19 protein-coding genes are annotated in these 24,869 nt (G+C 68.9%); 6 read left to right on the top strand and 13 right to left on the bottom strand.

Features of this window, described 5'->3' with window-relative positions; genetic code table 11:
- Positions 1-38: 38 nt before the first annotated feature.
- Genes ACN8HC_RS03390 through betA form a run of 3 tightly spaced genes read right to left on the bottom strand, consistent with a single transcriptional unit; the run spans position 39 to position 3,245 of the window.
- On the bottom strand, positions 39-1,199 hold the full coding sequence (locus ACN8HC_RS03390) for an NAD(P)/FAD-dependent oxidoreductase (protein WP_490073450.1): 1,161 nt from the start codon (positions 1,197-1,199) through the stop codon (positions 39-41).
- Complete coding sequence (locus ACN8HC_RS03385) at positions 1,192-1,545, bottom strand: bifunctional 3-phenylpropionate/cinnamic acid dioxygenase ferredoxin subunit (RefSeq protein WP_490073449.1); 354 nt, start codon at positions 1,543-1,545, stop codon at positions 1,192-1,194. Before ACN8HC_RS03385 ends, ACN8HC_RS03390 begins: the two co-directional genes overlap by 8 nt.
- 5 nt (positions 1,546-1,550) lie before the next feature.
- Complete coding sequence (betA, locus tag ACN8HC_RS03380; protein ID WP_490073689.1) at positions 1,551-3,245, bottom strand: choline dehydrogenase; 1,695 nt, start codon at positions 3,243-3,245, stop codon at positions 1,551-1,553.
- Positions 3,246-3,391: 146 nt separating this feature from the next.
- Between betA and ACN8HC_RS03375 the strand changes: the two genes are divergently transcribed.
- A complete protein-coding gene (locus ACN8HC_RS03375; protein WP_490073448.1) occupies positions 3,392-4,225 on the top strand; it encodes an IclR family transcriptional regulator in 834 nt (277 codons plus the stop codon).
- Between the two features lie 29 nt (positions 4,226-4,254).
- Here ACN8HC_RS03375 and ACN8HC_RS03370 read toward each other — a convergent pair whose 3' ends face one another.
- The 5 genes from ACN8HC_RS03370 to ACN8HC_RS03350 are packed head-to-tail and all read right to left on the bottom strand — an operon-like array spanning position 4,255 to position 12,347.
- Complete coding sequence (locus ACN8HC_RS03370; RefSeq protein WP_490073447.1) at positions 4,255-6,690, bottom strand: GcvT family protein; 2,436 nt, start codon at positions 6,688-6,690, stop codon at positions 4,255-4,257.
- Positions 6,691-6,730: 40 nt separating this feature from the next.
- Positions 6,731-7,735 (bottom strand): ABC transporter substrate-binding protein, encoded by a 1,005-nt coding sequence (locus ACN8HC_RS03365; RefSeq protein ID WP_490073446.1) that lies wholly within the window; start codon positions 7,733-7,735, stop codon positions 6,731-6,733.
- Positions 7,736-7,761: 26 nt separating this feature from the next.
- Positions 7,762-9,738, bottom strand: coding sequence for an ABC transporter permease (locus tag ACN8HC_RS03360; protein WP_490073445.1), 1,977 nt, complete (start codon positions 9,736-9,738; stop codon positions 7,762-7,764).
- Positions 9,735-10,826 (bottom strand): quaternary amine ABC transporter ATP-binding protein, encoded by a 1,092-nt coding sequence (locus tag ACN8HC_RS03355; protein ID WP_490073444.1) that lies wholly within the window; start codon positions 10,824-10,826, stop codon positions 9,735-9,737. The genes ACN8HC_RS03360 and ACN8HC_RS03355 overlap by 4 nt, the downstream gene beginning before the upstream one ends.
- A gap of 24 nt (positions 10,827-10,850) precedes the next feature.
- The gene (locus tag ACN8HC_RS03350) at positions 10,851-12,347 is read right to left on the bottom strand and encodes an aldehyde dehydrogenase family protein (RefSeq protein WP_490073443.1); all 1,497 of its coding nucleotides are present in this window, start codon (positions 12,345-12,347) and stop codon (positions 10,851-10,853) included.
- Between the two features lie 217 nt (positions 12,348-12,564).
- Between ACN8HC_RS03350 and purU the strand changes: the two genes are divergently transcribed.
- Complete coding sequence (gene purU / locus ACN8HC_RS03345) at positions 12,565-13,428, top strand: formyltetrahydrofolate deformylase (protein WP_490073442.1); 864 nt, start codon at positions 12,565-12,567, stop codon at positions 13,426-13,428.
- 48 nt (positions 13,429-13,476) lie between these two features.
- Here the strand turns inward: purU and ACN8HC_RS03340 are convergent, their stop codons facing one another.
- Genes ACN8HC_RS03340 through ACN8HC_RS03330 form a run of 3 tightly spaced genes read right to left on the bottom strand, consistent with a single transcriptional unit; the run spans position 13,477 to position 17,621 of the window.
- A complete protein-coding gene (locus tag ACN8HC_RS03340) occupies positions 13,477-14,166 on the bottom strand; it encodes a response regulator (RefSeq protein ID WP_490073441.1) in 690 nt (229 codons plus the stop codon).
- Entirely contained in the window at positions 14,163-15,671 is a 1,509-nt protein-coding gene (locus ACN8HC_RS03335; protein WP_490073440.1) for a sensor histidine kinase, read from the bottom strand. The genes ACN8HC_RS03340 and ACN8HC_RS03335 overlap by 4 nt, the downstream gene beginning before the upstream one ends.
- A 12-nt stretch (positions 15,672-15,683) precedes the next feature.
- On the bottom strand, positions 15,684-17,621 hold the full coding sequence (locus ACN8HC_RS03330) for an APC family permease (RefSeq protein ID WP_490073439.1): 1,938 nt from the start codon (positions 17,619-17,621) through the stop codon (positions 15,684-15,686).
- A 214-nt stretch (positions 17,622-17,835) separates the two neighbouring features.
- Here ACN8HC_RS03330 and ACN8HC_RS03325 point away from each other — a divergent pair, with 214 nt between their 5' ends.
- Entirely contained in the window at positions 17,836-18,702 is an 867-nt protein-coding gene (locus tag ACN8HC_RS03325; protein WP_490073438.1) for a ZIP family metal transporter, read from the top strand.
- 59 nt (positions 18,703-18,761) lie between these two features.
- Here the strand turns inward: ACN8HC_RS03325 and ACN8HC_RS03320 are convergent, their stop codons facing one another.
- On the bottom strand, positions 18,762-19,214 hold the full coding sequence (locus ACN8HC_RS03320; protein WP_490073437.1) for a winged helix-turn-helix transcriptional regulator: 453 nt from the start codon (positions 19,212-19,214) through the stop codon (positions 18,762-18,764).
- An 88-nt stretch (positions 19,215-19,302) separates the two neighbouring features.
- Between ACN8HC_RS03320 and ACN8HC_RS03315 the strand changes: the two genes are divergently transcribed.
- From ACN8HC_RS03315 to ACN8HC_RS03305, 3 genes are read left to right on the top strand one after another with little or no spacing between them, the layout of a single operon-like run.
- The gene (locus tag ACN8HC_RS03315; RefSeq protein WP_490073436.1) at positions 19,303-19,860 is read left to right on the top strand and encodes a dihydrofolate reductase family protein; all 558 of its coding nucleotides are present in this window, start codon (positions 19,303-19,305) and stop codon (positions 19,858-19,860) included.
- A 9-nt stretch (positions 19,861-19,869) separates the two neighbouring features.
- Positions 19,870-20,250 carry a TIGR03618 family F420-dependent PPOX class oxidoreductase gene (locus ACN8HC_RS03310; protein ID WP_490073435.1) on the top strand — a complete coding sequence of 127 codons (381 nt, stop codon included), beginning with the start codon at positions 19,870-19,872 and terminating at the stop codon, positions 20,248-20,250.
- A 4-nt stretch (positions 20,251-20,254) separates the two neighbouring features.
- The gene (locus ACN8HC_RS03305; RefSeq protein ID WP_490073434.1) at positions 20,255-20,593 is read left to right on the top strand and encodes a YciI family protein; all 339 of its coding nucleotides are present in this window, start codon (positions 20,255-20,257) and stop codon (positions 20,591-20,593) included.
- Positions 20,594-20,869: 276 nt separating this feature from the next.
- On the opposite strand, the gene ACN8HC_RS03300 is transcribed toward ACN8HC_RS03305, so the two are convergent.
- Positions 20,870-24,844, bottom strand: a complete 3,975-nt coding sequence (locus ACN8HC_RS03300; RefSeq protein WP_490073433.1) for a helix-turn-helix domain-containing protein — start codon at positions 24,842-24,844, stop codon at positions 20,870-20,872.
- Between the last annotated feature and the right edge of the window lie 25 nt (positions 24,845-24,869).

Below are 24,869 nucleotides of genomic sequence, written 5' to 3'. Positions count from 1 at the left end.
ATTCGCCCTGAGTCGTGTTGGTCGCTCGCTGCGCTCGCTCAGGCTGGCTGGGCCAAGGGGGTCAGCTGCCGGCGCCAGCGGGTGAACTGCCGCACGCTGTCGACACCGAGGACGCCGATCACCTCGCCGTCGCGCCGGTATGTCGCGAGAAACCGCAGCTCCTCGAGGTCGCCGTCCTCGACCGTCACGGCGTCGTGGCCGGCGATCGAACCGGCGAACTGGATGCGAGCGCCGTACTGGTCGGACCAGAAGTAGACCGGCCGCGGCGAGCCGTGCGCCCGGCCGTGCAACAGCCGTTGCGCCACGATCGTCGGGCGTTCCAGCGCGCCGGTCCAGTGCTCGACCCGGCGCGGGCTGCCCGAGGACGGGTCGTGCCAGGCGGCGCAGTCGCCGACCGCGAAAACCCCCGGCACGCTCGTCGCGCCGTGTTCGTCGCAGGCGACGCCGTTCGCCAGGGTCAGCGGCGAGTCCTCGAGCCACTCGACATTCGGCGCCGCGCCGACACCGACGACCACCACATCCGCGGCCACCGAAGTGCCGTCCGCGAGTCGCACCGCCGAGACGCGCTGCTCCCCCTCGAAGCCGACCGGCGCGACGCCGGTCCGCAGGGTGACACCGGCGCGTTGGTGCAGGCCGGCCAGCACCGCGCCGAGCTGCGCGCCGAGCGGTCCGGCGAGCGGGGTGGGTGCCGCCTCCAGGACGGTGACGTCGAGGCCGAGCGTGCTGGCCGTCGAGGCAACCTCGGCGCCGATGAATCCGGCGCCGACCACCACGAGCCGAGCTCCCGGCAGCAGCTCCGCGCGCAGCGCGCGGGAGTCGTCCAGGGTCCGCAGCACGTGCACACCGGCGAGGTGTTCGCCCCACGGCAGCCGGCGCGCCCGCGCCCCGGTGGCGAGGACGACCGCGTCGCCGGGCACCCGGGTCCCGTCGTCCAGCTCGACGACCCGGTCCGGGCGCAGCGCAACGGCTCGCCGGCCGAGCAGCTCCACCAGGTCGAGTCGTTCGTCGGCCTCCTCCAGCGCGAGGTCCGCCTCGGTGCAGGTGCCGGCGAGGAACGCCTTGGACAGCGGCGGCCGGTCGTAGGGGCGGTGCGGCTCGTCGCCGATCAGCGTGATGCGCCCGTCATACCCCTCGGCGCGGAGCGCCCGCGCGGTGGACAGGCCGGCGAGCGAGGCACCGACGATCGTGATGTCACGCATGAGCGTCGTATCCGGGGACGCCGGGAGGCAGCACGGGGACGGCGGTGGACAGCTCCACCTGGATCATCCCGTCGGACACCTCGACCCGGTGGGCGCGGACCGGGTGCTTCGCGGGGGGCGCGTCGACGGCACCGGTGCGAAGGTCGAATCGGGATGCGTGCAAAGGGCATTCGACCTCGCAGCCCTCGACCCAGCCGTCGGCCAGCGAGGCATCCTGGTGCGTGCAGGTGTCGTCGATCGCGTAGAGCTCGCCCTCCTCGGTGTGGAAGACCGCGATGGGCGGGTTGACCGGCACACGGACAGCGTCGCCGGGAGCGAGCTCGGACAGCGGACAGACGGAGAGCATCTGGATCACCTCACAGAAGTCAGAGTGGATGGCGGGTTGAGGTCCATGCCGGCGCCGTGCCGGTAGAACGGGAGGTGCTCGGCGGCCAGCGGCTCGTTGCCGAGGATGAGATCGGCGGCCTTCTCGGCGAGCATCATCACCGGGGCGTAGATGTTGCCGTTGGTGACGTAGGGCATCACGGAGGCGTCGACGACGTGGATGCCGTCGAGGCCGTGGACCGCCATCGTGGCCGGGTCGACCACGGCGTTCTCGTCGGTGCCCATCCGCAGCGAGCAGGACGGGTGCAGGGCGGTCTCGGCGTCCTTGGCGACCCAGTCGAGAATCTGCTCGTCGGTCTCGACCTCGGGCCCCGGCGAGATCTCGCCGGCACTGTATGGCGCGAGCGCCGGCCGGCCCAGGATGTCCCGGGCGACCCGAACGGCCTCCACCCACTCGCGCCGGTCCTGCTCGGTCGACAGGTAGTTGAACCGCAGCGCCGGCTTGCGCCGCGGGTCGCGGGAGGTGATCTTCACCGAGCCGACCGCGTCGGAGTACATCGGCCCGATGTGCACCTGGTAGCCCTCGCCGCCCTCGGGCGACGACCCGTCATACCGCACCGCGATCGGCAGGAAGTGGAACATCAGGTTGGGGTAGGCGACGTCGTCGTTGCTGCGGGCGAAGCCGCCGCCCTCGAAGTGGTTGGTCGCGCCGGGACCGCGCCGGCCGAAGAGCCACTGGGCGCCGATCCACGGCTTGTAGCGGTGCTTGAGGTAGCGCTGCATGGTGACCGGCTGCTTGGCGGCGTGCTGGATGTAGACCTCGAGGTGGTCCTGGAGGTTCTCGCCGACGCCCGGCAGGTCATGGACCACCGGTATGCCGAGCGTCCGCAACTCCTCGGCCCGACCCACGCCGGACAGCTGCAGCAGCTGCGGCGAGTTGATCGCGCCGCCGCAGAGGATCACCGTGCCCGCGTCCACCGACTGACCGCGCTTGCGGCCCTGGTCGTAGGTCACCCCGACGGCCCGCTTGCCCTCGAACCGGATGCCCGTCGTCAGGGCGCCGGTGCGGACCTCCAGGTTGGGTCGGCTCTCGACCGGGTGCAGGTAGGCACGCGCCGCGGACAGCCGGCGGCCGCGGCTGATGTTGCGGTCGAACTTGCCGAACCCCTCCTGCCGGTAGCCGTTCACGTCCTCGGTCCGCGGATAGCCGGCCTGCTCCGCCGCGGCGAAGAACGCCTCGAAGAGCGGGTTCTTCGCCGGTCCGCGCTCCAGCACCAGCGGTCCGTCGTGGCCGCGCCACGGGTCGTCCGGGGCAGCGGCGGTGGCGTTCTCCATCCGCTTGAAGTAGGGCAGACAGTGCGCGTAGTCCCACTCCTCCAGGCCCGGCACCGTTGCCCAGCGCTCGTAGTCCATGGGGTTGCCGCGCTGGAAGATCATCCCGTTGATGCTGCTGCTGCCGCCCAGCACCTTGCCCCGGGCGTGGTAGACGCGCCGGCCGCCCATGTGCGGCTCCGGCTCCGACTCGTACTTCCAGTCGTAGAAGCGGCTGCCGATCGGGAAGGTCAGCGCCGCCGGCATGTGGATGAACACGTCCCAGAGCGAGTCGGGACGACCTGCCTCGAGGACCAGCACGCGGTTCTCCGGGTCGGCGGAGAGCCGGTTGGCCAGGACACAGCCCGCCGAGCCGCCGCCAACGATCACGTAGTCGAACCGCTCGTCCATGTGTACTCCCAACGCCATCGATGTGGTCTGCGTCACCTGCTGCACCTCACGGTAACAGCAATTGCGTCATGTGCACTAGTCTTCGTAATACGCAACTTATCGAGCATCCCCAGGGCGTTCAGCGCAGTATCAGGTACGGTTGCGTCATGAGCAACGAACGGCCGTCCAACAACGATGATCGACCGGACACCGGCACGGCGGCTCGCGGCGGCAAGGCCCGCAGCACCCTCGGGGGCGTGCAGTCCGTGGATCGCGCCATCCGCGCCATGAAGATCCTGGCCGCTACAGGGGGTGCCGGCGTCAGCGAGGTCGCCGAACAGATCGGCGTGCACAAGTCGACCGCCTTCCGCCTGCTCGCCGCGCTCGAGGAGCACGACCTGGTCCGCCAGGCCGAATCGCGGGGCCACTACGAGCTCGGGTTCGGCATCCAGCGGCTGGCGAGCGCCGTCACCGGTCAGATGGACCTGGTGCGGCAGGCCCGGCCGGTGATGGACGACCTCGCCGAGCGGCTCGGCGAAACCGTCAACGTCGCCGTCCTGCGCGACCACATCGTCGTCAACGTCGGACAGTCCATCGGTGGCTCGGCCGTCGCGGCGCACAACTGGATCGGTGAACTGACCCCCGCGCACGCGACGTCCAGCGGCAAGGTGCTGCTGGCGGCGCTGGCACCCGAGGAGCGTGCGCCGCTGCTGCGCGACCTCACGGCATACACCGACCACACGATCACCGACGGCGCGGTGCTGGAGGCGCAGCTGAAGGAGGCCGCCGAACGCGGCTGGGCGCAGACCGAGGACGAATACGAGCTCGGCCTGCGCGCCGTTGCCGTCCCGGTGCGCGACCACACCGGGGACGTCGTCGCGGCGATCTCGGTGTCCGGGCCCTCCTACCGGTTCGAGGACGACCGGCTGCCGGAGATCATCGAGACCGTCCAGGAGGCGGGCCGGGCCGCGAGCGCCCGATTGGGCTACCTGCGGCCCTGACCCGTCCCGCCCGCCGGCGGCACGTCCGGTCAGCCCCGTAGCCGCTCCATGCCGGGGTCGACGAGCGGTTCGGCCGCCACGGTGGCCGGGAGCCGGCGATCGAAATAGCCGATCTCCAGCTGGGTGCCGACCTCGGCGAGCTCGGCCGGGACCCAGGCGTACGCGACCCCGGCACCGACGGTGTAGCCGTATGACGCACTCGTCACATAGCCCACCGGGCGCCCGCCGGAGAGCACCGGCTCGCTGCCCATCGCGACGGTGCCCGGCTCGTCGAGCACCAGGCAGACCAGCTTGCGGGTCACGTTCTGCTGGCGGCGCACCAACGCGTCCCGGCCGATGAAGTCCCTGTCCAGTTTCACGGCGAAACCGACTCCGGCCTCGAACGGGTCGTGCTCGGCGGTCATGTCGGCGCCGTACGAGCGGTAGCCCTTCTCCAGCCGGAGCCCGTTGAACGCGCCCCGTCCGGCGGCGATGATGCCGTGCTCGCGGCCCGCCTCCCAGAGCAGGTCCCAGAGCCGTTCGCCGTGATCGGCGGTGGTGTAGAGCTCCCAGCCCAGCTCACCGACATACGACAGCCGGAGCGCGGTGACCGGCACGGTGCCGACGTAGAAGGAGGCACCGCGGAAGTACTTCAGCCCGTCCTTGCCGAGGTCGGCCGAGGTGAGCGGTTGCAGCACGTCGCGCGCCGCCGGTCCCCAGAGGCCGATGCAGCAGGTGCCGGCGGTGATGTCGCGGACCTGGACCGCGCTGTCGGCGGGCAGGTGCCGGCGCAGCCAGTCCAGGTCGGCGTTCCCGTTGGCGCCGACCTGGTAGTGCTCCCGGCCGAGCCGCGCCACGGTGACGTCGCTGCGGATGCCGCCGTCCGGGTTGAGCATCAGGCAGTAGGTCACGCCACCCACCGACTTGGCGATGTTCGCCGTGACCATGCCCTGCAGGAACTCGGTCGCACCCGGGCCGGACACCTCCAGCCGTTTCAGCGCGGTCATGTCGTACATCGCGACCCGCTCGCGGGTCACCTGCGCCTCGGCCGCGACGATGGGCGACCAGAACGCGCCGGCCCAGTCGTCCAGCTGCGGTGCCTCGTGGTCCTCGAGCAGGTCCTTGTTGGCGTCATACCACTGCGGTCGTTCCCAGCCGACGGCTTCCAGGAACTCGGCACCGAGCTCGACCTGCCGGCGGTAGAAGGGCGACACCCGGATCGGCCGCAGGTCGGTCGGCGGCTGCAGCGGGTGCAGTATGTCGTAGACCTCGTCGAAGTTGCGGCAGTCCCGAGCCAGCACGTAGTCCGGGGCCAGCTGGTGCGGTTCGAAGCGCGACAGCTCGCAGCCGTGCAGGTCGAAGCTGGTGCTGCAGCCGTCGACCAGCACCTCCGCGACGGCCCGGCCGACACCGGCCGAGTGGGTGACCCAGACCGCCTCGGCGACCCAGAACCCGGACACGTCCGGCGACTCGCCGATCAGCGGCATGTTGTCGGTGGTGAAGGAGAACAGCCCGTTGATGCCGGACTCGATCTCGGCCTCCCGCATGGCCGGCAGCAGCTCCTGGGTGGCCTGCCACGCCGGCGCGAAGTCCTCAGGCGTGAACTCGAGGACCGAGGGCATCACCGGTGCCGCGTCGATCGCGGCGATCTTCCGGGCGTCGATCGGCATCGCCCGGTGGCCGTAGTAGCCGATGCCGATCCGGTCGAACTTCTCCCGGTAGTAGAGGTCCTGTCCCTGGTGCCGCAGGATCGGCAGGGTGGCCTCGGCGGTCGCGCCGGCGAGCGCGGGCACCGGGCCGGTCCAGGCCAGCTGGTGCGCGAGCGGGGTGAGCGGCAGGTCGAGACCGACCAGCGCCGCCACCTTCGGACCCCAGATGCCGGCGCAGCACACCACGATGTCGGCCGGCAGCTCACCCTGGTCGGTCACCACCGCGCGGACCGCACCGTCCTCGACGCGCACGTCGAGCACCTCGTGCCGGGGCAGCACGGTCGCGCCGCGGCTCGTCGCCCGCTCGAGCTGCGCCTGCACGGCGTTGACCGCACGGGCGAGGCCGTCGGTGGCGACGAACAGGCCGCCCAACACGAGTGCGGGGTCGAGCAGCGGGTGCCGCTTCGCGGTCTGCTCGGCGTCGAGCAGCTCGGCCTCGATGCCCCAGGACTGCAGCCAGCCGTGCCGCCGCTGGATCTCGCGCAGCCGTTCCGGCGTCGTGGCGACCTCCAGACCGCCCACCTGGTAGAAGCAGGATTCGCCGTCCAGCTCCAGCGCGCAGAACTTCTCCACGGTGTAGCGGGCCAGGTCGGTGAGGGTCTTGGCGCCGCTGGCCTGGAAGACCAGACCGGGTGCGTGCGAGGACGATCCGCCGGTCGCGGGCACGTCGCCCTGGTCGACGACGGTGACGTCGGTCCAGCCCTTCGCCGTCAGCTCGTCCGCGAGTGCGGCTCCGACGACTCCGGCGCCGATGACGACAACCTTGGGGTGTGGCATATGCGTAGGCTCCTTCGCCTGGTCTGTGGGGTCGAGCTGGTCAGAGCTGCTTGGCGCCGGGTATGCCGAGCAGCCAGCTGTTCACGATGTCCGGGTGGGCCTTGACCCACTTCTCGGCGGCCGCGGCCGGCGACATCTTGTCCTGGGCGATGTACTTCGCGACGGTGTTCTGGTCGTTGTTGGTCCAGCGGAACGCCTTGGCGAGCAGGAACCCGGCCGGGTTCTGCTTGGCGAACCGGGCGGCCGCCACCTTGTTCAGGTCGTAGGTCGGGTAGTCGCACGTGATGGTCTGCGGGTTGCTGTCGCAGCCGGTCTTGTACGGCGGCAGGCTGACCTTGCGCAACGCGACCTCGGAGAGGAACCACTGCGGGCTGTAGAAGTAGCCGATCATCGGCTTGTGCTGCGCCTGCGCCTGGCGGAACGACGTGATCAGGGCCGCTTCGCTGCCGGCATACACCACCTTGAAGTTGAGGTGGTTGTTCTTCACCAGGGCCGCGTCGTTGGTGACGTATGACGGGTCGCCGTCCATCAGCTGACCCTTGCCACCGGACTCGGAGGTCCGGAACATCGACGCGTACTTGTTGAGGTTGTGCCAGTCCAGGATCCCGGGGTAGGCCTTCACCATCCACGGCGGGACGTACCAGCCGATCTGCCCGATGTTGCCCGTCGGCCCGAGGTCGACCGCGATCTTCTGCTGGGTGATGTACTTCTTCACCAGGTCCGGGTGGCCCCAGTTCTCCAGGACCAGGTCGATCTGCCCGGTCGAGAAGCCCTGCCAGGCCACCTGTTCCGCGAGCGGCGTCTGCTTCACCGAGCAGCCGAGGCCGTGCTCGGCGACATACGTGTAGACGGCGGCGTCCGCGGTGTAACCGACCCAGTCGTTCATCGCGAGGTTCACCTGGCCGCAGCGGAAGTTGCCCGCGACGGCACCGCCGCCGCCACCGCTCACCCCGCCGACCCGGGCGCCACCGCACCCGGCGACGCCCAGCGCGATCGCGGCCGCGGCCGCAGCCACCGGGACGAACCGGAACCGACTGATCTTCATGACTGTCTCCCTGCTGTGGTTTCCGGTCATCTGCGACTCGGGTCGAGACGGCCGGCGGCCGCCTGGCTGATGCGGTCGAGCAGCACCCCGAGCAGGACGATCGCCATACCGGCGGCCAGTCCCTTCCCGAACAAGGGGGCTTGCACGAAGCCGCTGTAGACGTCGTATCCGAGGGCGCCGGCGCCGACCATGCCGCCGACGACGACCATCGAGAGGACGTAGATGAGGCCCTGGTTGGTCGCCAGCGCGATCGAGCGCATGGCCATCGGCAACTGGACCTGGGTGATCAGCTGCCAGGTGTTGGACCCGGCGGCGGTCGCGGCCTCGACGACGGTCTCCGGCACACCCCGGATGCCGTCGGCGACCACCTTGACAGCGACCGGCACGGCGAAGGCCATGGCGGCGACGATCGCGGTGAAGCGGGACGCGCCGAAGAGCGCGAGGAACGGCACCAGGTAGACGAACGCGGGCATCACCTGGAAGGCGTCGAGGATCGGCCGCAGGACGCGTTCGACCGATCGTCGCCGGCCCATCCAGACGCCGAACACCAGCCCGAGCACCATCGTCAGCACCGTGGCGACCAGGGTCATGGCGAGGGTCTGCATGGCGTCCTGCCAGACGCCGAGCGCGACGATCAGCAACAGGCAGACCAGCGTCGCGAGGACGGCCCACCGGTCGGCGATCACGGCGGCGATGAGGCAGAGCACCACGATGACCAGCCAGAACGGCGAGCGGGTGAGCAGCTCCTGCAACGGGTTCAGCAGGCCGTCGGTCACCGCCGAGCGCAGGCCCTGGGTGAGCCCGGAGAAGGTGTTCTGCACCCAGTTCGACGTGTTGGTCGCGGCGCTCACGATGTTCGGACCGATGTCGGGTGAGGACGGGAAGCTGTTGGCCCACACGAAGATCGCCGACTCGACGACCGCCCACCCGGTGACCGCGAGCGCGGCCGCCTCGACGACCCGGCGCTGCGTCCGGGACAGCCGGTGCTCGACCGCCGGCTGGCCGGCGCGTTCGCCCACCGCGGTGGTGATCCGGTCCAGTACGACGGCCAGCACCACGATGGCCAGGCCGCCGTTGAAGGCGGTGCCGACGTCGAGGGTCTGCAGCGCGTTGATCACCACCTGGCCCAGTCCGGGCGCGGAGATCAGTGCCGCGATGGTGACCATCGACAGGGCGGCCATCATCGTCTGGTTGATGCCGAGCACGATGGTCCGCCGCGACATGGGCAGCAGCACCTTGGTCAGCCGCTGCCAGGGTGTGGACCCGAGCGACTCGCTGGCCTCGATCGTCGACTCCGAGACGCTGCGGATCCCGTGATCGGTGAGCCGGATGACCGGCGGAATCGCGAAGATGAGGGTCGCGATGGTCGCCGAGGCATTGCCGATGAGGAAGAGCAGGGTGAGCGGCGCCAGGTAGACGAAGCTCGGCATCGTCTGCATGAAGTCGAGGATCGGCAGCACGAATCGGCGCGGCCGGTCATGGGTGCCGATCCAGATGCCCAGCGGGATGCCGAGCACCACCGCGATCAGCACCGCGGCCAGCGTGAGCGCCAGCGTGTCCATGCTCTCCTGCCACAGACCCTGCAGGCCGAGGAAGTAGAACCCGGCGACGCCGAGCACGGCATACTTCCATCCGGCGGTCAGCCAGGTGACGAACCCGACGATGGCCAGCACACCGAACCAGCCGATGAGCGGCGCCGGCCGGCCGAAGCCGGGCTGGGAGATCAGGGACTGCAGGAAGTCGACGAAGTGCGTCATCCCGACCTGCAGGTAGTTGATCCCGTAGAGGAAGATCGGGTTGGAGTTGCGACCGCCGGAGATGTTGTTGTTGAAGGCGTTCAGCTTGTCGTGCAGCGTCGTCGTCGAGGTCGCGCCGAGCGGCAGGGTAAGGGTGTCGTGGAACGCCGCCAGCCCGAGCAGCCAGCCCGCGATCAGGATCGGCCACGCCCACCGGGACCGCGTGCGGTGCAGCACCGAGCGGGCGGTGGCGGTCACCGTCGTCATGCCGGATCCGAGGTCAGCACGGGCAGCAACTCGTCGGGACCGACCAGGCCGAGGAGCTGGTCGCCGTCCATGACCCGCACTCGGGCGGTGGACTCGAACACCGGCCGGATGGCGTCCTTGAGCAGCGTGTGCACGGGCAGCGCCGGGCCGGACAGGTCCTCACCGGGTATGGCGGGCGTCGACACCCAGCGCAGCGTCAGCACGTCCTGCCGGGGCACGTCGCGGACGAAGTCGCGCACGTAGTCGTCCGCCGGGTTGGCGACCAGTTCGTCGCCGGTGCCGAGTTGGATGGCGGCGCCGTCGCGCATGATGAGGATCCGGTCGCCGAGCTTCAGCGCCTCGGACAGGTCGTGGGTGACGAAGACCATCGTCTTGCCCATGTCGTGGTGCAGCCGGATGACCTCGGCCTGCATGTCCCGCCGGATCAACGGGTCGAGCGCGGAGAACGGCTCGTCGAAGAGCAGCAGTTGCGGGTCGACGGCGAGCGCCCGCGCCAGCCCCACCCGCTGCTGCATGCCGCCGGACAGCTGGTGCGGGAAGGACTTCTCGTAGCCGGTGAGGCCGACCAGGTCGACCATCTCGGCGGCGCGCGCCAGCCGCTCGGCCTTGCCCGCGCCGCGGATCTCCAGTCCGTAGGCCACGTTGTCCAGCACCGACCGGTGCGGCAGCAGCCCGAAGTGCTGGAAGACCATGGAGACCTGGCGGCGGCGCAGGTCGCGCAGCTGCTTGGCGTCGGCGCGCAGCAGATCCTGGGTGTCGAAGTCGATCTCGCCGCCGGTCGGCTCGATCAGCCGGGTCAGACATCGGATCAGGGTGGACTTGCCGGAGCCGGAGAGGCCCATGATGACGAAGACCTCGCCGCGGGCGACGTCGAAGCTGACGTCCCGGACCGCTGCCGTGCACCCGGTGGTCTCGATCAGCTCCCGCCGGGACAGGCTGCGCAACTCCTCGGAGCCGGGCACCTCGGCGGCACGCTTCCCGAACACCTTCCACAGCTTGCGGACGCACAACAGCGTGCCGGTGTCCTGCTCGTCGCCGGCCGTGGGAGGAGCCAGGTCGACGACGGACTCGTTCGATGTCGAACTCATGAAAAGCTCACCTTCTGTCCGCGCTCAGGGGGCCGGCTGCGGATCGGTGTCCGCGGTCGGGAACCAGTGCTGCGGCTGGGGATCGATGTTCTGCCAGATGTGTTTGGCCTCGCGGTACTCGTCCAAGCCCGCTTCGCCGAGTTCGCGGCCGATGCCGCTTTGTTTGAAACCGCCCCACTCCGCCTGCGGCACATACGGGTGGTAGTCGTTGATCCAGATCGTTCCGTGCCGCAGCCCGTGAGCGACTCGCTGCGCCCGGCTCACATCAGCGGTGAACACCGCGCCGGCGAGCCCGTACTTCGTGTCGTTGGCGATCGTGACCGCCTCGTCCTCGGTCCGGAACGTCTCGACCGTCAGCACCGGTCCGAACGACTCCTCCTGGACCACGCGCATCTTGGTGTCGCAGCCGTCGAGAATCGTTGGCGGGTAAAAGAATCCGTCGGCCAGCCGGGGGTCGGTGGGTCGCCGGCCGCCGCAGCGCAGCTGGGCGCCCTCGCGGATGCCGTCCGCGACATACTGCTCGACCTTGGCCAGGTGTGCTGCGGAGATCAGCGGGCCGGTCTGCGCGTCCGCGTCGAACGGGCCGCCCAGCCGGATCTGCCCGGCGCCCTCAACCAGCCGCTCGAGGAGTATGTCGTGCAGCGACTCCTCGACGATGAGCCGAGAACCGGCCGAGCACACCTGTCCGGAGTGCAGGAAGATCGCGGTGAGCGCCATGTCGGTCGCGAGGTCGAGGTCCGCGTCGGCGAACACCACGTTGGGATTCTTGCCGCCCAACTCGAGCGCGACCTTCTTGACGGTCGCCGCCGCGGCCGCCATCACCGTGCGCCCGGTGTGCAGCCCGCCGGTGAAGGAGACCAGGTCGACGTCCGGGTGCTCGGCGAGCACGCCACCGGTGTCGGCGCCGGCGCCGAGGACCAGGTTGCCGACGCCGGCCGGCATACCGGCTTCGGCGAGGATCTCCATCAGCAGCACGGACGTCGAGGGCGTCAGCTCGCTGGGCTTCAGTACGAAGGTGTTGCCCGCCACCAGCGCCGGCGCGACCTTCCAGATCGCTTGCAGCAGAGGGTAGTTCCACGGCGTGATGAGTCCGCAGACGCCGACCGGCTCGTAAACGACCCGGCTGATCGCATCGGTGCGTCCGGTGTCGATGACACGTCCTGCCTGAGTGCCGGCGATGCCCGCGTAGTGCCGCATGCAGCTGACGATGTCGTCCATGTCGTACTCGGCCTCGACAAGTCGCTTGCCGGTGTCCAGCGACTCGGCGCGGGCGAACTCGTCCTTGCGCGCCACCAGCAGGTCGGCGGCGGTCGACAGGATGCGGCCGCGCTCGCGCTCCGGGAGGCGGGGCCACGGCCCGTGATCGAACGCGGCCCGGGCGGCCTGGATCGCGGCGACCGTGTCGTCGCGGCCGGCCTCGTCGACAACGACCACCGGACGGCCATCGGCGGGACAGCAGATCTGGCGGGTCCCGCCGGCGACGGCGCTACGCCACTCGCCGTCGATGAAGAGGGTTGCCACGGATCGGTTCTCCCGTCGTAGGACATCGCAGTGCGGTGTTGCTTATCGCGAGAATGATTGCTCGATATGCAACCATGACGGGGCTTCGGCGATGTGTCAAGGGTCACATTGCCGGGACCTCGTGCGCCGAACGAAGCGTTGACAGGGCGACAACCGGTCTGACACTGTTGCGCATGGTACATCGTGTTGCGCATGTCGCACAGTTTGAAGGAGCGCAATGGACAACACCCCGCAGCTGTCGGAATACGTCCTCACGCTGACCTGCAAGGACACTCCGGGCATCGTCTTCGCCGTGAGCAGTTTCCTGGTCCAGCACTCGGCCGACATCCGGCAGAGCCAGCAGTACGACGACCCCCACTCCGGTCTGTTCTTCATGCGGGTGCAGTTCAGCCTGCTCCGCGACGACGCAGAGGCACTGAGCGCCGACTTCGGCCGGATCGCCCAGCCCTTCCAGATGGACTGGCACCTCTACGCCTCGTCCGAGCCGACGCGGACCCTGCTGATGGTGAGCAAGTTCGGGCACTGCCTCAACGACCTGCTCTACCGCAACCGGATCGGCGCGCTGAACATCGAGATCCCGGCCGTGGTGTCGAACCATCGCGAGTTCGAGGACCTCGTCACGTCATACGGCATTCCGTTCCACCACATCCCGGTGACCGCCGACACCAAGGCCGACGCGGAGGCGCAGCTGCTGGCGCTGGTCGACGACCTGTCGATCGACCTGGTCGTGCTGGCGCGCTACATGCAGGTCTTGTCCGACGGGCTGTGTGAGCGGCTGTCCGGGCGCGCGATCAACATCCACCACTCCTGTCTGCCGAGCTTCAAGGGCGCCAAGCCCTATCACCAGGCGTATGCGCGCGGGGTCAAGCTGATCGGCGCGACCGCGCACTACGTCACCTCGGACCTGGACGAGGGCCCGATCATCGAGCAGGACGTGGCGCGGGCCGAGCACTCACTCGGGCCGGACGACCTGATCGCGCGGGGCCGCGACGTGGAGATTCAGGTGCTCGCCCGGGCGATCGCCTGGCACAGCGAGCACCGCGTGCTGCTCGGGAACGGCCGGACGGTCGTCTTCCACTGACGCAGCGGATGCGGCCGCGCTCCGTCTACAGCGCACGCGGACCAGGGGTTAAGCCCCGCCTCCCGGGCCCGGCTCGAGGCGGTAGCCAATGCCCGGCTCGGTGAGCAGGTGCGCGGGTGCCGCGGGATCGGGTTCGAGCTTGCGGCGCAGCGCGGCGATGTGGACCCGGAGGTAGTTGGTCTGCTCGTCGTATGCCGGGCCCCACACCTCCTGCAGCAGTTTCTGGTGCCCGACGAGCCGGCCCGGATGGCGGGCGAGCACTTCGAGCAGCCGCCATTCGGTCGGGGTGAGGTGCACGGTCGCACCGTCGCGCGTCGCGATCTTCGCGTCCAGGTCGATGGTGAACGCGGCGGTGCGCAGGACCGGGGTGCCGGGCGACGGGGAGCGTCGCAGGCCGGCCCGGACGCGAGCCAGCAGTTCGTCCATCCCGAACGGCTTCACGACGAAATCGACAGCCCCCGCATCCAGAGCTGCGACCTTGTCCGCCTGGGTCTCCCGCGCGGACAGCACGAGGATGGGAGCGGTGCTCCAGCCGGTGAGGCCGGCGATCACCTCGGTCCCGTCGAGGTCGGGCAGACCGAGGTCGAGGATCACCAGGTCGGGCGGTCGCTGGGCGGCGGCGCGCAACGCGCCCGCACCGGTCGTCGCGACGTCGACGTCATACTTGCGGGCGCGTAGGTTGATCCGGAGCGCGCGGGCGAGCGCTTCGTCGTCGTCGACGACCAGGATCCTGGTCACGGCGCCTGCACCGTCGGTGCCGATGTATGCCGGTCCGGCGCGACAGCGAAGCGCACCTGCGGCAGCGTGATCCGCATCGTCAATCCCCCACCGTCCGTCTCGAGTGGCTCCAGCGTCCCGGACATCGCTTCGGTGAAACCGCGCGCCACCGCGAGGCCGAGCCCGATCCCGCCCGGTGCGCGATCGCTGAACCGCTGGAACGGCGCGAACATCGCCTCACGGTCGCCCGCCGGAACGCCCGGGCCGTGGTCCACGATGTCGCACACCACACTCGTCCGGCCGGCCCGAGCGACGATCGCGACCCGTCGGTCCGCCGACGTGTGGAGCAACGCGTTGCTGAGCAGGTTCGCCACGACCCGCTCGAACAGTCCCGGGTCGGCGGCGGCGTCCGGCAACTCGGCCGGCAGCTCGACGTCGAGCCGCTGCCGGTCTGCGGGGTTGAGCGTGCGGATCACTCCCCCGACGACATCGGCCACGCCGGTCGGTTCCAGTTGGACGGGCACGGCGTCGGCCTGCACGCGCGACGCGTCGACCAGGTTGGCCAGCAGCTGCTGCAGCCGGTCGGTGGCCAGGTCGACCGTCTCCAGCAGTTCGTCGCGTTCGGCAGCGGTGAACTCGACGTCCGTCTGGCGCAGGCTGCTGACCGCCGCCTTGATGCCCGCGAGCGGTGTCCGCAGGTCATGCCCGACGGCCGCGAGCAACGCGCTGCGCAGCCGGTTGACCGCCTCGAGTTGCGCGCTCTGCTGGGCGCGGGCGGCGAGTCGGCGACCCTCCAGTGCGGTCGCCGCCGCGTCGGCGAACGCGCGCAGCACTCGCTTGTCCTCGGCGAAGAGCTCGGGACCGTGTGCCACGAGGACGAGTTCGCTGCCGGCCGGCACCCGGAGTTCGACGTGCTGCGGATCGGGTGTGCCGGCGGCGATCGACTCGACGACCACCCAATGATCCGAAGCGTTTTCGCCGCTTCGTTCGAGCAAGCTGATGCGCTGCATCCCGAACGTCGTGCGCACCCGCTCGAGCAGGTCCGGCAACGAGTCTGCGCCCACGAGGGACGAACCGGCCAGCGAGCTGAGCTCGCGTGCCTCGGCCCGGGCGCGGGCTGCTTCGGCCGTCCGCCGCGCCGCCAGATCGACGATCACGCTGACCGCGACCGCGACACCGAGGTAGACCACGAGGGCCAGCCCTTGATCGGAGCGGTCGACGGCGAGGGTGCCGAACGGTGGCGTGAAGAACCAATTGAGGACCAAGCCGCCGGCGACCGCGGCGGGCAGAGCGGTCCAGATGCCGCCGATGAGCGCAACCGTCACCACGAGGATCAGCACCAGCAGCATCGGGGTCGCGTAGGACACCGAGTCGCGGTGCGGCACCATCAGCGCCGTCAGGGCGGGCAGCCCGACGACAAGCACCCCGCCCGCGAGCGCCCGACGGGTGCGAGACAGGCCACCGGTCGCCTCGGGGAGAGCGCGGACACCGTGCTCGGGAGACGCCACTCGCTGCGGAGTCGACACGGTCCCAGGATCTCACCTTCCGGCTGGGGCGGCGTCGTCCTTGCGGGCGGTCGGCCGGACGAGCGAACCGGACGACTGCAACTGGAACGGCACCGACGTCACCATGACGCCGCGCTGGTAGAGCAGCCGCCCCTTGAGCCGCAGCGCGCTCTGGTTGTGCAGGAGGTTCTCCCACCAGTGGCCGACGACACACTCGGGGATGAACACCGTGACCACGTCCCGCGGGCTGTCCCGGCGGATCCGGCTGACGTAGTCCAGCACCGGCCGGGTGACCTCGCGGAACGGCGAGGCCACGACCGTCAGCGGGACCGGGATCTCCCGCGCGTCCCACTCGGCACGCAGCGTCTCGACCTCGTGCGGGTCGACCGCGACGGTGAGCGCGGTCAGGTCGCTCGGCCGGGTGGCTTGGGCGTAGGCGAGCGCGCGCAGCGTGGGCGCGTGGATCTTGGAGACCAGGACCACCGCGTGGTTCCGGCTCGGCAGCAGCACACCGGCCGGCCCGGGGACCAGCTCGGCCCGGATCCGCTCGTAGTGCCGGCGGATCGCGCGCATGACGAAGAACAGCACCAGCATGGCCGCGATCGCCAGGTAGGCACCGCCGGCGAACTTGTAGACGACCACCAGGACGAGCACCAGCGCGGTCGCGGCCGCACCGACGGCGTTGACGATCTGCGCGCGCCGCATCCGGCGGCGGGCGGCCCCGGCGGTGACGCCGGCCAGCTCGCCGTTCCAGTGCCGGACCATGCCCACCTGGGACAGGGTGAAGGAGGTGAAGACACCGATGATGTAGAGGTGGATCAGTGCGTCGATGTTCGCGCCGAACCCGACGATGAGAGCGACGGAGACCGCGGCGAGCAGGAGGATGCCGTTGCTGAAGGCGAGCCGGTCGCCGCGATTGTGCAGTTGCCGGGGCAGGAACCCGTCCTGCGCCAGGATCGAGGCAAGGGTCGGAAACCCGTTGAACGCCGTGTTGGCCGCCAGCACCAGGATCGTGGCGGTCGCCGTCTGGAAGGCGTAATAGAGCAGCCCGCGGCCCCATACGGTCTGCGCGATCTGGCTGATGACCGAGGGGTTTCCGGTCGGGTAGGCGCGCACGTGGGTCGCCAGCGCGAGCGCCGTGATGCCGACGAACATGATCACCGCGAGACCGCCCATGATGGTCAGCGTCATCGCGGCATTCCGGCTCTTGGGCTTGCGGAACGACGGGACACCGTTGCTCACCGCCTCCACGCCGGTCAGCGCCGTACAGCCGGACGAGAACGCCCGCAGGCACAACAACAGCGTGAACACACCGCCGACGTGCTCGGTACGCACCAGGGTCAGCTGGGCGCTCGGGGCCTGCGGGATGCCGCTGACGAGGGCGCGAACCGTGGCCGAGCCGAGCAACAGCAGGGTCAGCGCGACGAACGCGTAGGTCGGCAGCGCGAACGCGGTCCCCGACTCCTTCACTCCGCGCAGGTTGATGACGGCCAGCAGGATCACGAAACCCACCGACAGCTCGACGGCGTATGGCGCCAGCGAGGTCACCGCCGAGGTGATCGCGACGACCCCGGCGACGACCGAGACCGCAACGGTCATCACGTAATCCACGAGCAGCGCGGACGCGGCGACCAGCGCCGGCCGGGTGCCGAGGTTCTCCCGGCTGACGACATACGCGCCGCCACCGGACGGGTAGGCGAAGCAGGTCTGCCGGTATGACGCGACGACGATGACCAGCAACAGCGCGACCGCGGCCGCGACGGGGATCGACAGGCCGAGCAGCGACGCGGCGCCGCCCGTGCCCAGCACCAGCAGGATCTGCTCGGTCGCGTACGCAACCGACGAGATCGGGTCCGAGCAGAACACCGGCAGCGCCAGGCGTTTCGGCAGCAGGGTGTCACCGAGCCGGTGACTGGCCAGCGCCCGGCCGACCACCAGTCGCTTCAGGGCATCCGCCGTGCCCGAGGTCATCGCGACCTCGCGGGCCGAGTCGCCATGGCATCCGGAGCATTTCGTCTCATGTCCTCAGCGTCGGTCGACGATGATCCGGCCGACCAGGATCTTGACGCGTTCTTAACGCGGACGGTGCGGATATTGACGGGATGCCTGGTCGTGCGCGGCACCGTGACCGGCGTTCAGCTTTCGTTAGGTTTGGCATACCTAATCGGCAGGTACGATGCTGCATATGAGCTTCCCGGCGACCCTGCTCCTCGGCTTCATCGCCGGGGTGACCATCCTGCTCGGCCTGCCCATCGGCCGGTTGCGTCGGCCCGCGCCGTCCTTGCGCACTGTGCTCAACGCGGTCGCGGTCGGCGTGCTGATGTTCCTGTTCTGGGACGTGCTGTCCGCCGCGTGGGAACCGATCGTTGCCGCGCTGGGCGACATACATGCCGGACACGGGGGTGTGGGCCGGGCGGTCGGGTATGGCGCGCTCTTCGCGGGCGGGCTCGGCGTCGGGCTGCTCGGCCTGGTGGCATACGACCGCTACATGTTCAGAGCGACCCGCACCACCGCCCACGCCGGCCCGGGCGCCATGGCGATCACCGAGAAGCCGGCGCCGGGGCGCGGCCCGGCCGGCTGGTCAGCTGCACGTCGGATGGCGCTGCTCATCGCGGTCGGGATCGGGCTGCACAACTTCGCCGAGGGTCTGGCGATCGGGCAGGCGGCGGCCAGCAACGCGATCGCGCTGGCCACCGTCCTGGTGATCGGTTTTGCGCTGCACAACGCCACCGAGGGGTTCGGCATCGTGGCGCCGATGACGGCCAACCGGGACGGTGACGCGGATCGGCCCGGTTGGGGCTTCCTGCTGGCGATGGCCGCCATCGGCGGCGGCCCTACCTTCGTCGGCACCGCCGTCGGTTACAACTTCACCTCCGAGCCGGTCAGCGTCGTCTTCCTGACCCTGGCCGCGGGCTCCATCGTCTACGTCATCGCCCAACTGCTGGGCGTCGCCGCCCGTGCGAAGCGCGCCGACCTGGTCGCCTACGGCCTGCTCATCGGGCTGCTCGCCGGCTTCCTCACCGACGCCATCGTCTCCGCGGGCGGCGCGTAGCACTCAGGGCTGCTGCTCGATGACGACCGCCGTCCCGTTGGCGGTCATGCTTGTCGAGGTCACCGGGCCGATCCCGGCCCGGGGAGGACGTCGACGTCGTCGGCGTGCATCCGGGCGCCGCAGTTGCTGCAGCGCGTGTCGACGTCGGCGATCTGGCCGCAGGCGTGGTGCCGGTACAGCACCGGCGGTCCGGCTTCGCCGGCCAGCCAGTGATCGCCCCAGCGCACCATGACCATGAGCACGTCGAGCAGCTCGGTCCCCTTCTCGGTGAGGTGATATTCGAAGCGCGGGCGGGCGCCATACGGTCGTCGCTCGAGCACACCGCGGTCGATCAGGTGGTTCAGGCGTTCGGTGAGGACCTTCCGGGAGATGCCCAGGTCGGCCTGCAGTTGATCGAACCGGCGGATGCCGACCCAGACGTCGCGCACGATCAGTGCCGACCAGGGCTCGCCGATCACGTCCCATGTCCGCGCGATCGAGCAGGCCATCTCGCCGAACTGGGTGCGCTGCATACCCTCAATCTAGCATTTGGGGTTCCCTCAAGGAACTTGATGCGATAGCGTGCTGAGCGTCTCTTCAAGGAACTTTGAAAGGAACGGCATGAGCACGGTCTTCGCGGCGCTGGCGGTCTCGGTCGACGGCTACATCACCGGCAGGAACCCTCGGCCCGGCCACGAGCTCGGCGAAGGCAGCGTGCTGTTCGATTGGTATGGCGAGGCCGGCAACGCCGCCGTCTACCAGCAACTCGCCGATCGGGTGGGGGCCGTCGTCACCGGGCGCACGACCTACGACGACTGCGAGGGCTTCGCCGGCGGCAGCCCGCACCCGACCGCCCCGATGGTCGTGGTCAGCCACCGCCCGCAGCCGAGCGAGTATGCCGAGTCGCCGCGCCAGGTCTTCACCGGCTCGATCGAGGAGGGCATCGCGCGCGGCACGGAACTCGCAAAGGGCAAGGACGTGGGCATCCAGGGCGGCGTCACCGTGACCGCCGCGCTGGAGGCCGGCCTGGTCGACGAATTGATCCTGCACCAGGTGCCCGTCCTGCTCGGCCAAGGCCGGCCGTTCTTCGGGCAACTCTCCCAGCAGATCCCGCTCACGCTCATCGACGTGGTGGCCGGCCGCGGTGTCACACACCTGCACTACCGGATCGACAAGTAAGGAACAACGATGCTCAGCAACGACCTTCGCTCGGTGCTCGACGGCACCCCGATCGCCCACCTGGCGACAACACTGCCCGACGGATCGCCGCACTCGGTCCCCGTCTGGATCGCCACCGTCGGTGACCGGGTCGCGATCATGACCGGGCCGGATTCCCGGAAGGCGCGCAATCTGCGCCGCGATCCCAGGGTCGCGATCTCGCTCACCCCGCCGGACCAGCCGTTCTCGCCCGTCATACTCCGCGGGCGGCTCGTCGGATGGTTGGCCGGCGAACAGGGTTGGCAGCTGGTGGACGAGATCGCCACCAAGTACATCGGCGGTCCGTATGGCCGGGAGGTCGAGCGCGTCGTCGGCCTGATCGAGGTCGACCACGAGCAGATCGGAATGTGAGCCGATGAGCGCGAAAGTCACCGATGAACGGATCCAGGAGGTGGCGGCGTCGGCCAAACCGTTCAGTCTCGTGCAGCTGCGGTGGACGCCGGACCGCCACCGCGACGGGACCGACGCCATCGAGCTGGAACACCAGCGACGCATGGTGGGCTTGCGCGCGGACGGAGTGATCGCGATCCTCTGCCCGGTCCTGTCCGACACGCTGGCCGGGATGGCGATACTGACCGTGCCGCCGGAGCGAGCCGAGGAGATCGTGGCCGACGACCCGTGCGTCCAGGCCGGCATGATGAGCTGCGAGGTGTTCGCCTGCGTCAGCTTCCCGGGTGACTCGGTGCCCGCGTGACAGCTAAGCGGCCGCTAATCCAACCGACGGCGATGTGGGGTCACGACCTGACCGCCACCCGTTGGCACGGTGAACCACTCCTGGAGTCACTCGTCCGAATGGCCTTGGGCGTCGTCGATGACGAAGTCGGCACTTGCCAGTAAAGCGCGTCCCTCGCGGCGGTGTGACGCAGGTCGGAGAACGATCGTTCATGGCAGAGGCGGACCTCGGGCGTGCCGGAAATCGGCGACGACTGCAGCGACGGCCATGGCGCTCATCGCTAGGTTGCCAGCTAGGTCAGTCCAAGTCTTGGTCCAGTTGGGCTCGTAGGTCCTCACGGATGGCGTCCCGTTCGTACGACTCTGCTATGGCGCGCAGAATTCGTGCAGTTCGTGGCCACTGCACCTGGACCGCCAGACTCCATTGCTTGTACTGCTCAGTCAGTGTTCGCTCCCGGCTGCCGCCGTCGTAGGCACCACGCCAGGTAATACCACGGTTGTTCAGTCGGCCGGTGATTGCGCCATTCTCTAGGTTGCGACTCCCGATCGACTCGATGAGATCTCGAACTGGAACTGGTGGCCAGATTCCGTCGGCGTCGACCGGCGCGTGGGCAAAGGTTTGGCCGATCAGTTCGTCACCGATGTCCGCTCGGTCGAGGTCGGATAGTTGCAGACGAGCCTGCCTGATCCACTCCTGCATCGCGGCTTCACTAAGTGTGCCGTCCTCCTGTCGTCCCGGGAAGCCGTGCCAACCGCGAAGGACCCACCAAGCGTGCTCAGTTAGCGGATCCGCGCTCTTGCTCTGACGGCGAGGCTCGTTTGCACCCCGGAACGTTCGTTGAACGAGATCTACGAACAGGGCGGGGTCCGAGGCAAGTGCCCGGTTGAGGGCGCGTGGCTCGCGGTTGTGCTCGAGGATCCTGAAATAGCCGAACTCCAGAGATGCCAAGTCGGCAACCGACACGTCGGCTGCGGCTAGGTAGTCCAGCAATGTCCCCACGTAGTGGCCGGTCATCTGTGATATCCCCGCCCCACCCGGGTCCTGGGTGATCGCCGCGCGCAAGACGGATAGGACCAGCGTGGCGCTCGGGAGATGCTTTTTTTGGTCTGCTGTCGGGTTGAAGATGCCGTGGCTTGCGATCGCAATCGCTGACCAAGCTCGTGCTCGCTCAAGGAGCAACTCGATAGCTCCAATGAGATCTTCATGGGGAACGACCTCGAAAGGCGCCTCGGACCAGAAGAGGGCTTCAGCATCTGGGAACTCGCGGAGAATCTCCCAAAACCGGCTCGCCGTCGGGACATTGAGCACGAATCGTTTCAGGGCCTCGCTCCCCGCGTCGCCCCGCTCGAGCGCTCGCCTGAGATCCGCTGGCCCATCGACCGCGAGGTGGCTACGGACCCACGTCGCGGCGGCTCCCTGGAGCGCTGCGCTCTCCGATGCCAGCCATTCCAGCATGGTGCCGAGAGCATCAACCGGCTCGTAGGTTGACAGCGCCCAACCGACCTGTGTCGGAGCCTCAGTCCGGGCCGTCACTGCGGCGAGTTGTTCCCAAGCGTCGGGGCGGGCAAACAGGAGGTCAAGTGCTTCGCGCCGTTTGGCTTCCAGCGCTGTCCGGTAGTGCTCGTAGTCATTCAGGTCTGCATCCGGCAGGTCGGGGTGCCAATTGAAGAGATATGCGAACTGGCGTAGGTCATCAGCGGGTTGGAGCAATTCGGCCAGGTTGTGTAAGCGGGCGCGTCGCTCCGCTGGCATCGCCCAGTCGGCGTCTTGGAATCGCTCGTGCCGCGCTGCGGTCTCTCGGGCCTGTTCGAACAGGGCTAGTCGAACGTCTTCATCCAAGTCGCTCCGCGATGCTTCCTCCTCGAGGAACTCGATGATCCGATTCGCTTCGTCTGGGCCAACCGTGGAGAGCGCTTCCACAAGCCAGGGCAGGGCGGTGCGGTCGGCCTTGACCCATTCGAGTGCTCGGTCGACCAGGCTCGTCGCGAACGCGAACCATTCGCTGTTCGGCATCCGGTCGCTGGGGGGCTTCCAGAGTTGATAGCGCGGCTCATTGGGCGGCGAGACCCAGGCATTGCTGTCGGGCCACAGCGCCTTGAGCAAAGCCCAACCTGTCGTCGCGCTCACGACCCGGCACGCATCGAGCGCTTGGAGCCGGGTCGCAAGATCTGCGCCGGTGTTCCGAATCCAACCGCAAAGGACGGTCGACATGCTTGCGAGGGGAGTGTTGCCGGAGTTCTTCGGCAGGTCGTAGCGGCAGAGTGCGGTCAGGATTTGTGTTGCGCGAACGAGGTGGCCCGGCGACCAGCAGAGCACTTCCAAGGCCCACAACAGGTGATGCTGTTGACCCGACGGCCCCAGTGCCAGCGGATCGTCAATAGCCTGGAACATGCGGCCGACGGTCGGCTCGCTGGTTGCAAGGTCATCTTCGAGCGCCGAGAGGAAGGTGTCAGGAGCGGCCTCGGCAAGAAGGGGAAGCACGTCGGCGATCGCTCCCCAGGTGTGGCCCTCGGAGCCGGCAACGACCTGACGCAGCACGTCGCGTACGACGCGTTCGGCCACTGAGGAAGCGTGGTTGGTGCCACCGGGGACTGATTCGATCGCTCCTGCCAGGGCGAGACTGTCGGCGATGCCGCGCCGCAGGGCAGGCGAGTAGGTTCGGCGCTGTCCCTTCATTTGAGCCGCGATCCGCTCGTGTGAAGTGAGGCCTTCATAGGGATTTGGGTCCAGAAGAACGCTGGTTGCGATCTCTGCCCATCGCGACGCCAGATCTGATGACACCCGGTTGCCGAACTCGAGGAACGCCTCCTCCAAGGAGGTGAATACAAAGACGTTCCGCACATTCCGGATCGCCGGATCGGATCCGCGGCTGGCGTCGGCGATGGCGCGCTGCAGTTCGACCAGGGGGGCGGTGGCCAGTTCGCTTAGGAGGTGCAGGTCCTCGGGTAGATCGGTCCAACGACTGGCTAGCATCAGTGCGGCGAGCGTGTCGGCCAGCGGCGGCTGAGACCACGCGGGCTGCTGCACGCGGGGTGAGCGCGAAAGGCGGCGCGCCAATGCGGGCATACTCCGACGAGCAAGTACCGCGAGGCGATCGGCTTGGCGCCATTCGACGTCGCCTGCTCGGAAGGCCTCGGCCGCCTCGTTTCGGCCAACCCTCGGCAGGCGAATGTCGACGCTGCGGCGCACGGCAGAGCCGCTATCGACGATGGACACGACATGCCTACCGCTAGCGAGGGCGCGGGTCACCTCTGCATTGTCGAAGTCGGGCACCAAGATGCCGGGCCCGGGGAGTGCCACCATTCGATCCCAGACGTCCGTCGACCGGACGATTGTGACGGCGGCGGGCTCACTCGAATAATCGTCGTCGGGCGTGAGGCACGCGTGCAGAAACCCCAAGGCGTCGTCTACCCACTCGGTCTGGATCGACGTAATCCTCGGCTCCTCGCCAAGCAGTGAGCGCAATTGCTGGGCCTCCTTAGCTCGCCCGGCGATGAAGAGCTTCAGCGGAAGAGCCGGTTCGGTCGCAGCGGAAGAGCGGGCCCACCAAGCCTCCAGAGTCAGCGCGTCCCGGGGTCGAAGACCGAGAGTTTCCGAGATCCACAGGTGCGCGGCGGGCGCAACCTGCAGCCAGGTTTCGAGGTCATCCGCATCGAGGACGAGGACGTGCCTGAAGAGTTGCTCGGCTCGTCGCTCGGCGGCCCACGTGTCCTTGCCTTGCCAACGACGGACTGTCACGAAGACGAAGGTCACATCTTGCGATGCCTCGCCCTTTCGTTCGTCGTAGTCCTTGGTGGCTTTGCGCTTAGGGTCCTTGTCGGTGCCGAACTCGAACCAAATCTGTCCGGCCGGCAACAGTTGCGTCTGCCCCTCGAGGGTCGCTACGCCGTCCTTACCGGCCAGGGCGACTCCATCCCTAGTCCGAATCGATATCTGGCCAGCCCCGGGCGTCTCGAACAACAGCCTGCGCACCAACTCTGGAAGCCGATCCTGAGCTTGGCGAGCATTGGTCTGGGGCCACAGCGCGAGCTGGCTTGCTGTCGCAAGTTCGGGACTGGCAGTTCGTCGTTCGGCGGTGAGACTCACGGCCGGCGCTCCACGCTGCGCTTTGAGACGCTCTACGTCGCTCGCGCGGAACTTGTAAAACGACGTCCCCGGCACCCGCGCGTCCGGGAGCAGTCCCTGCCTGGCGTACGCCCGCACGGTGTTCTCGTGCACCTCAAGCCGACGGGCGGTCTCGCGGACGCTGAGCAGTTCCGAGTCACTATCCATACATACACCCTACCATATGTGGACT

Source organism: Flexivirga sp. YIM B11880 (assembly GCF_058148645.1).
This window is presented reverse-complemented; position numbering and strand designations above follow the sequence as displayed.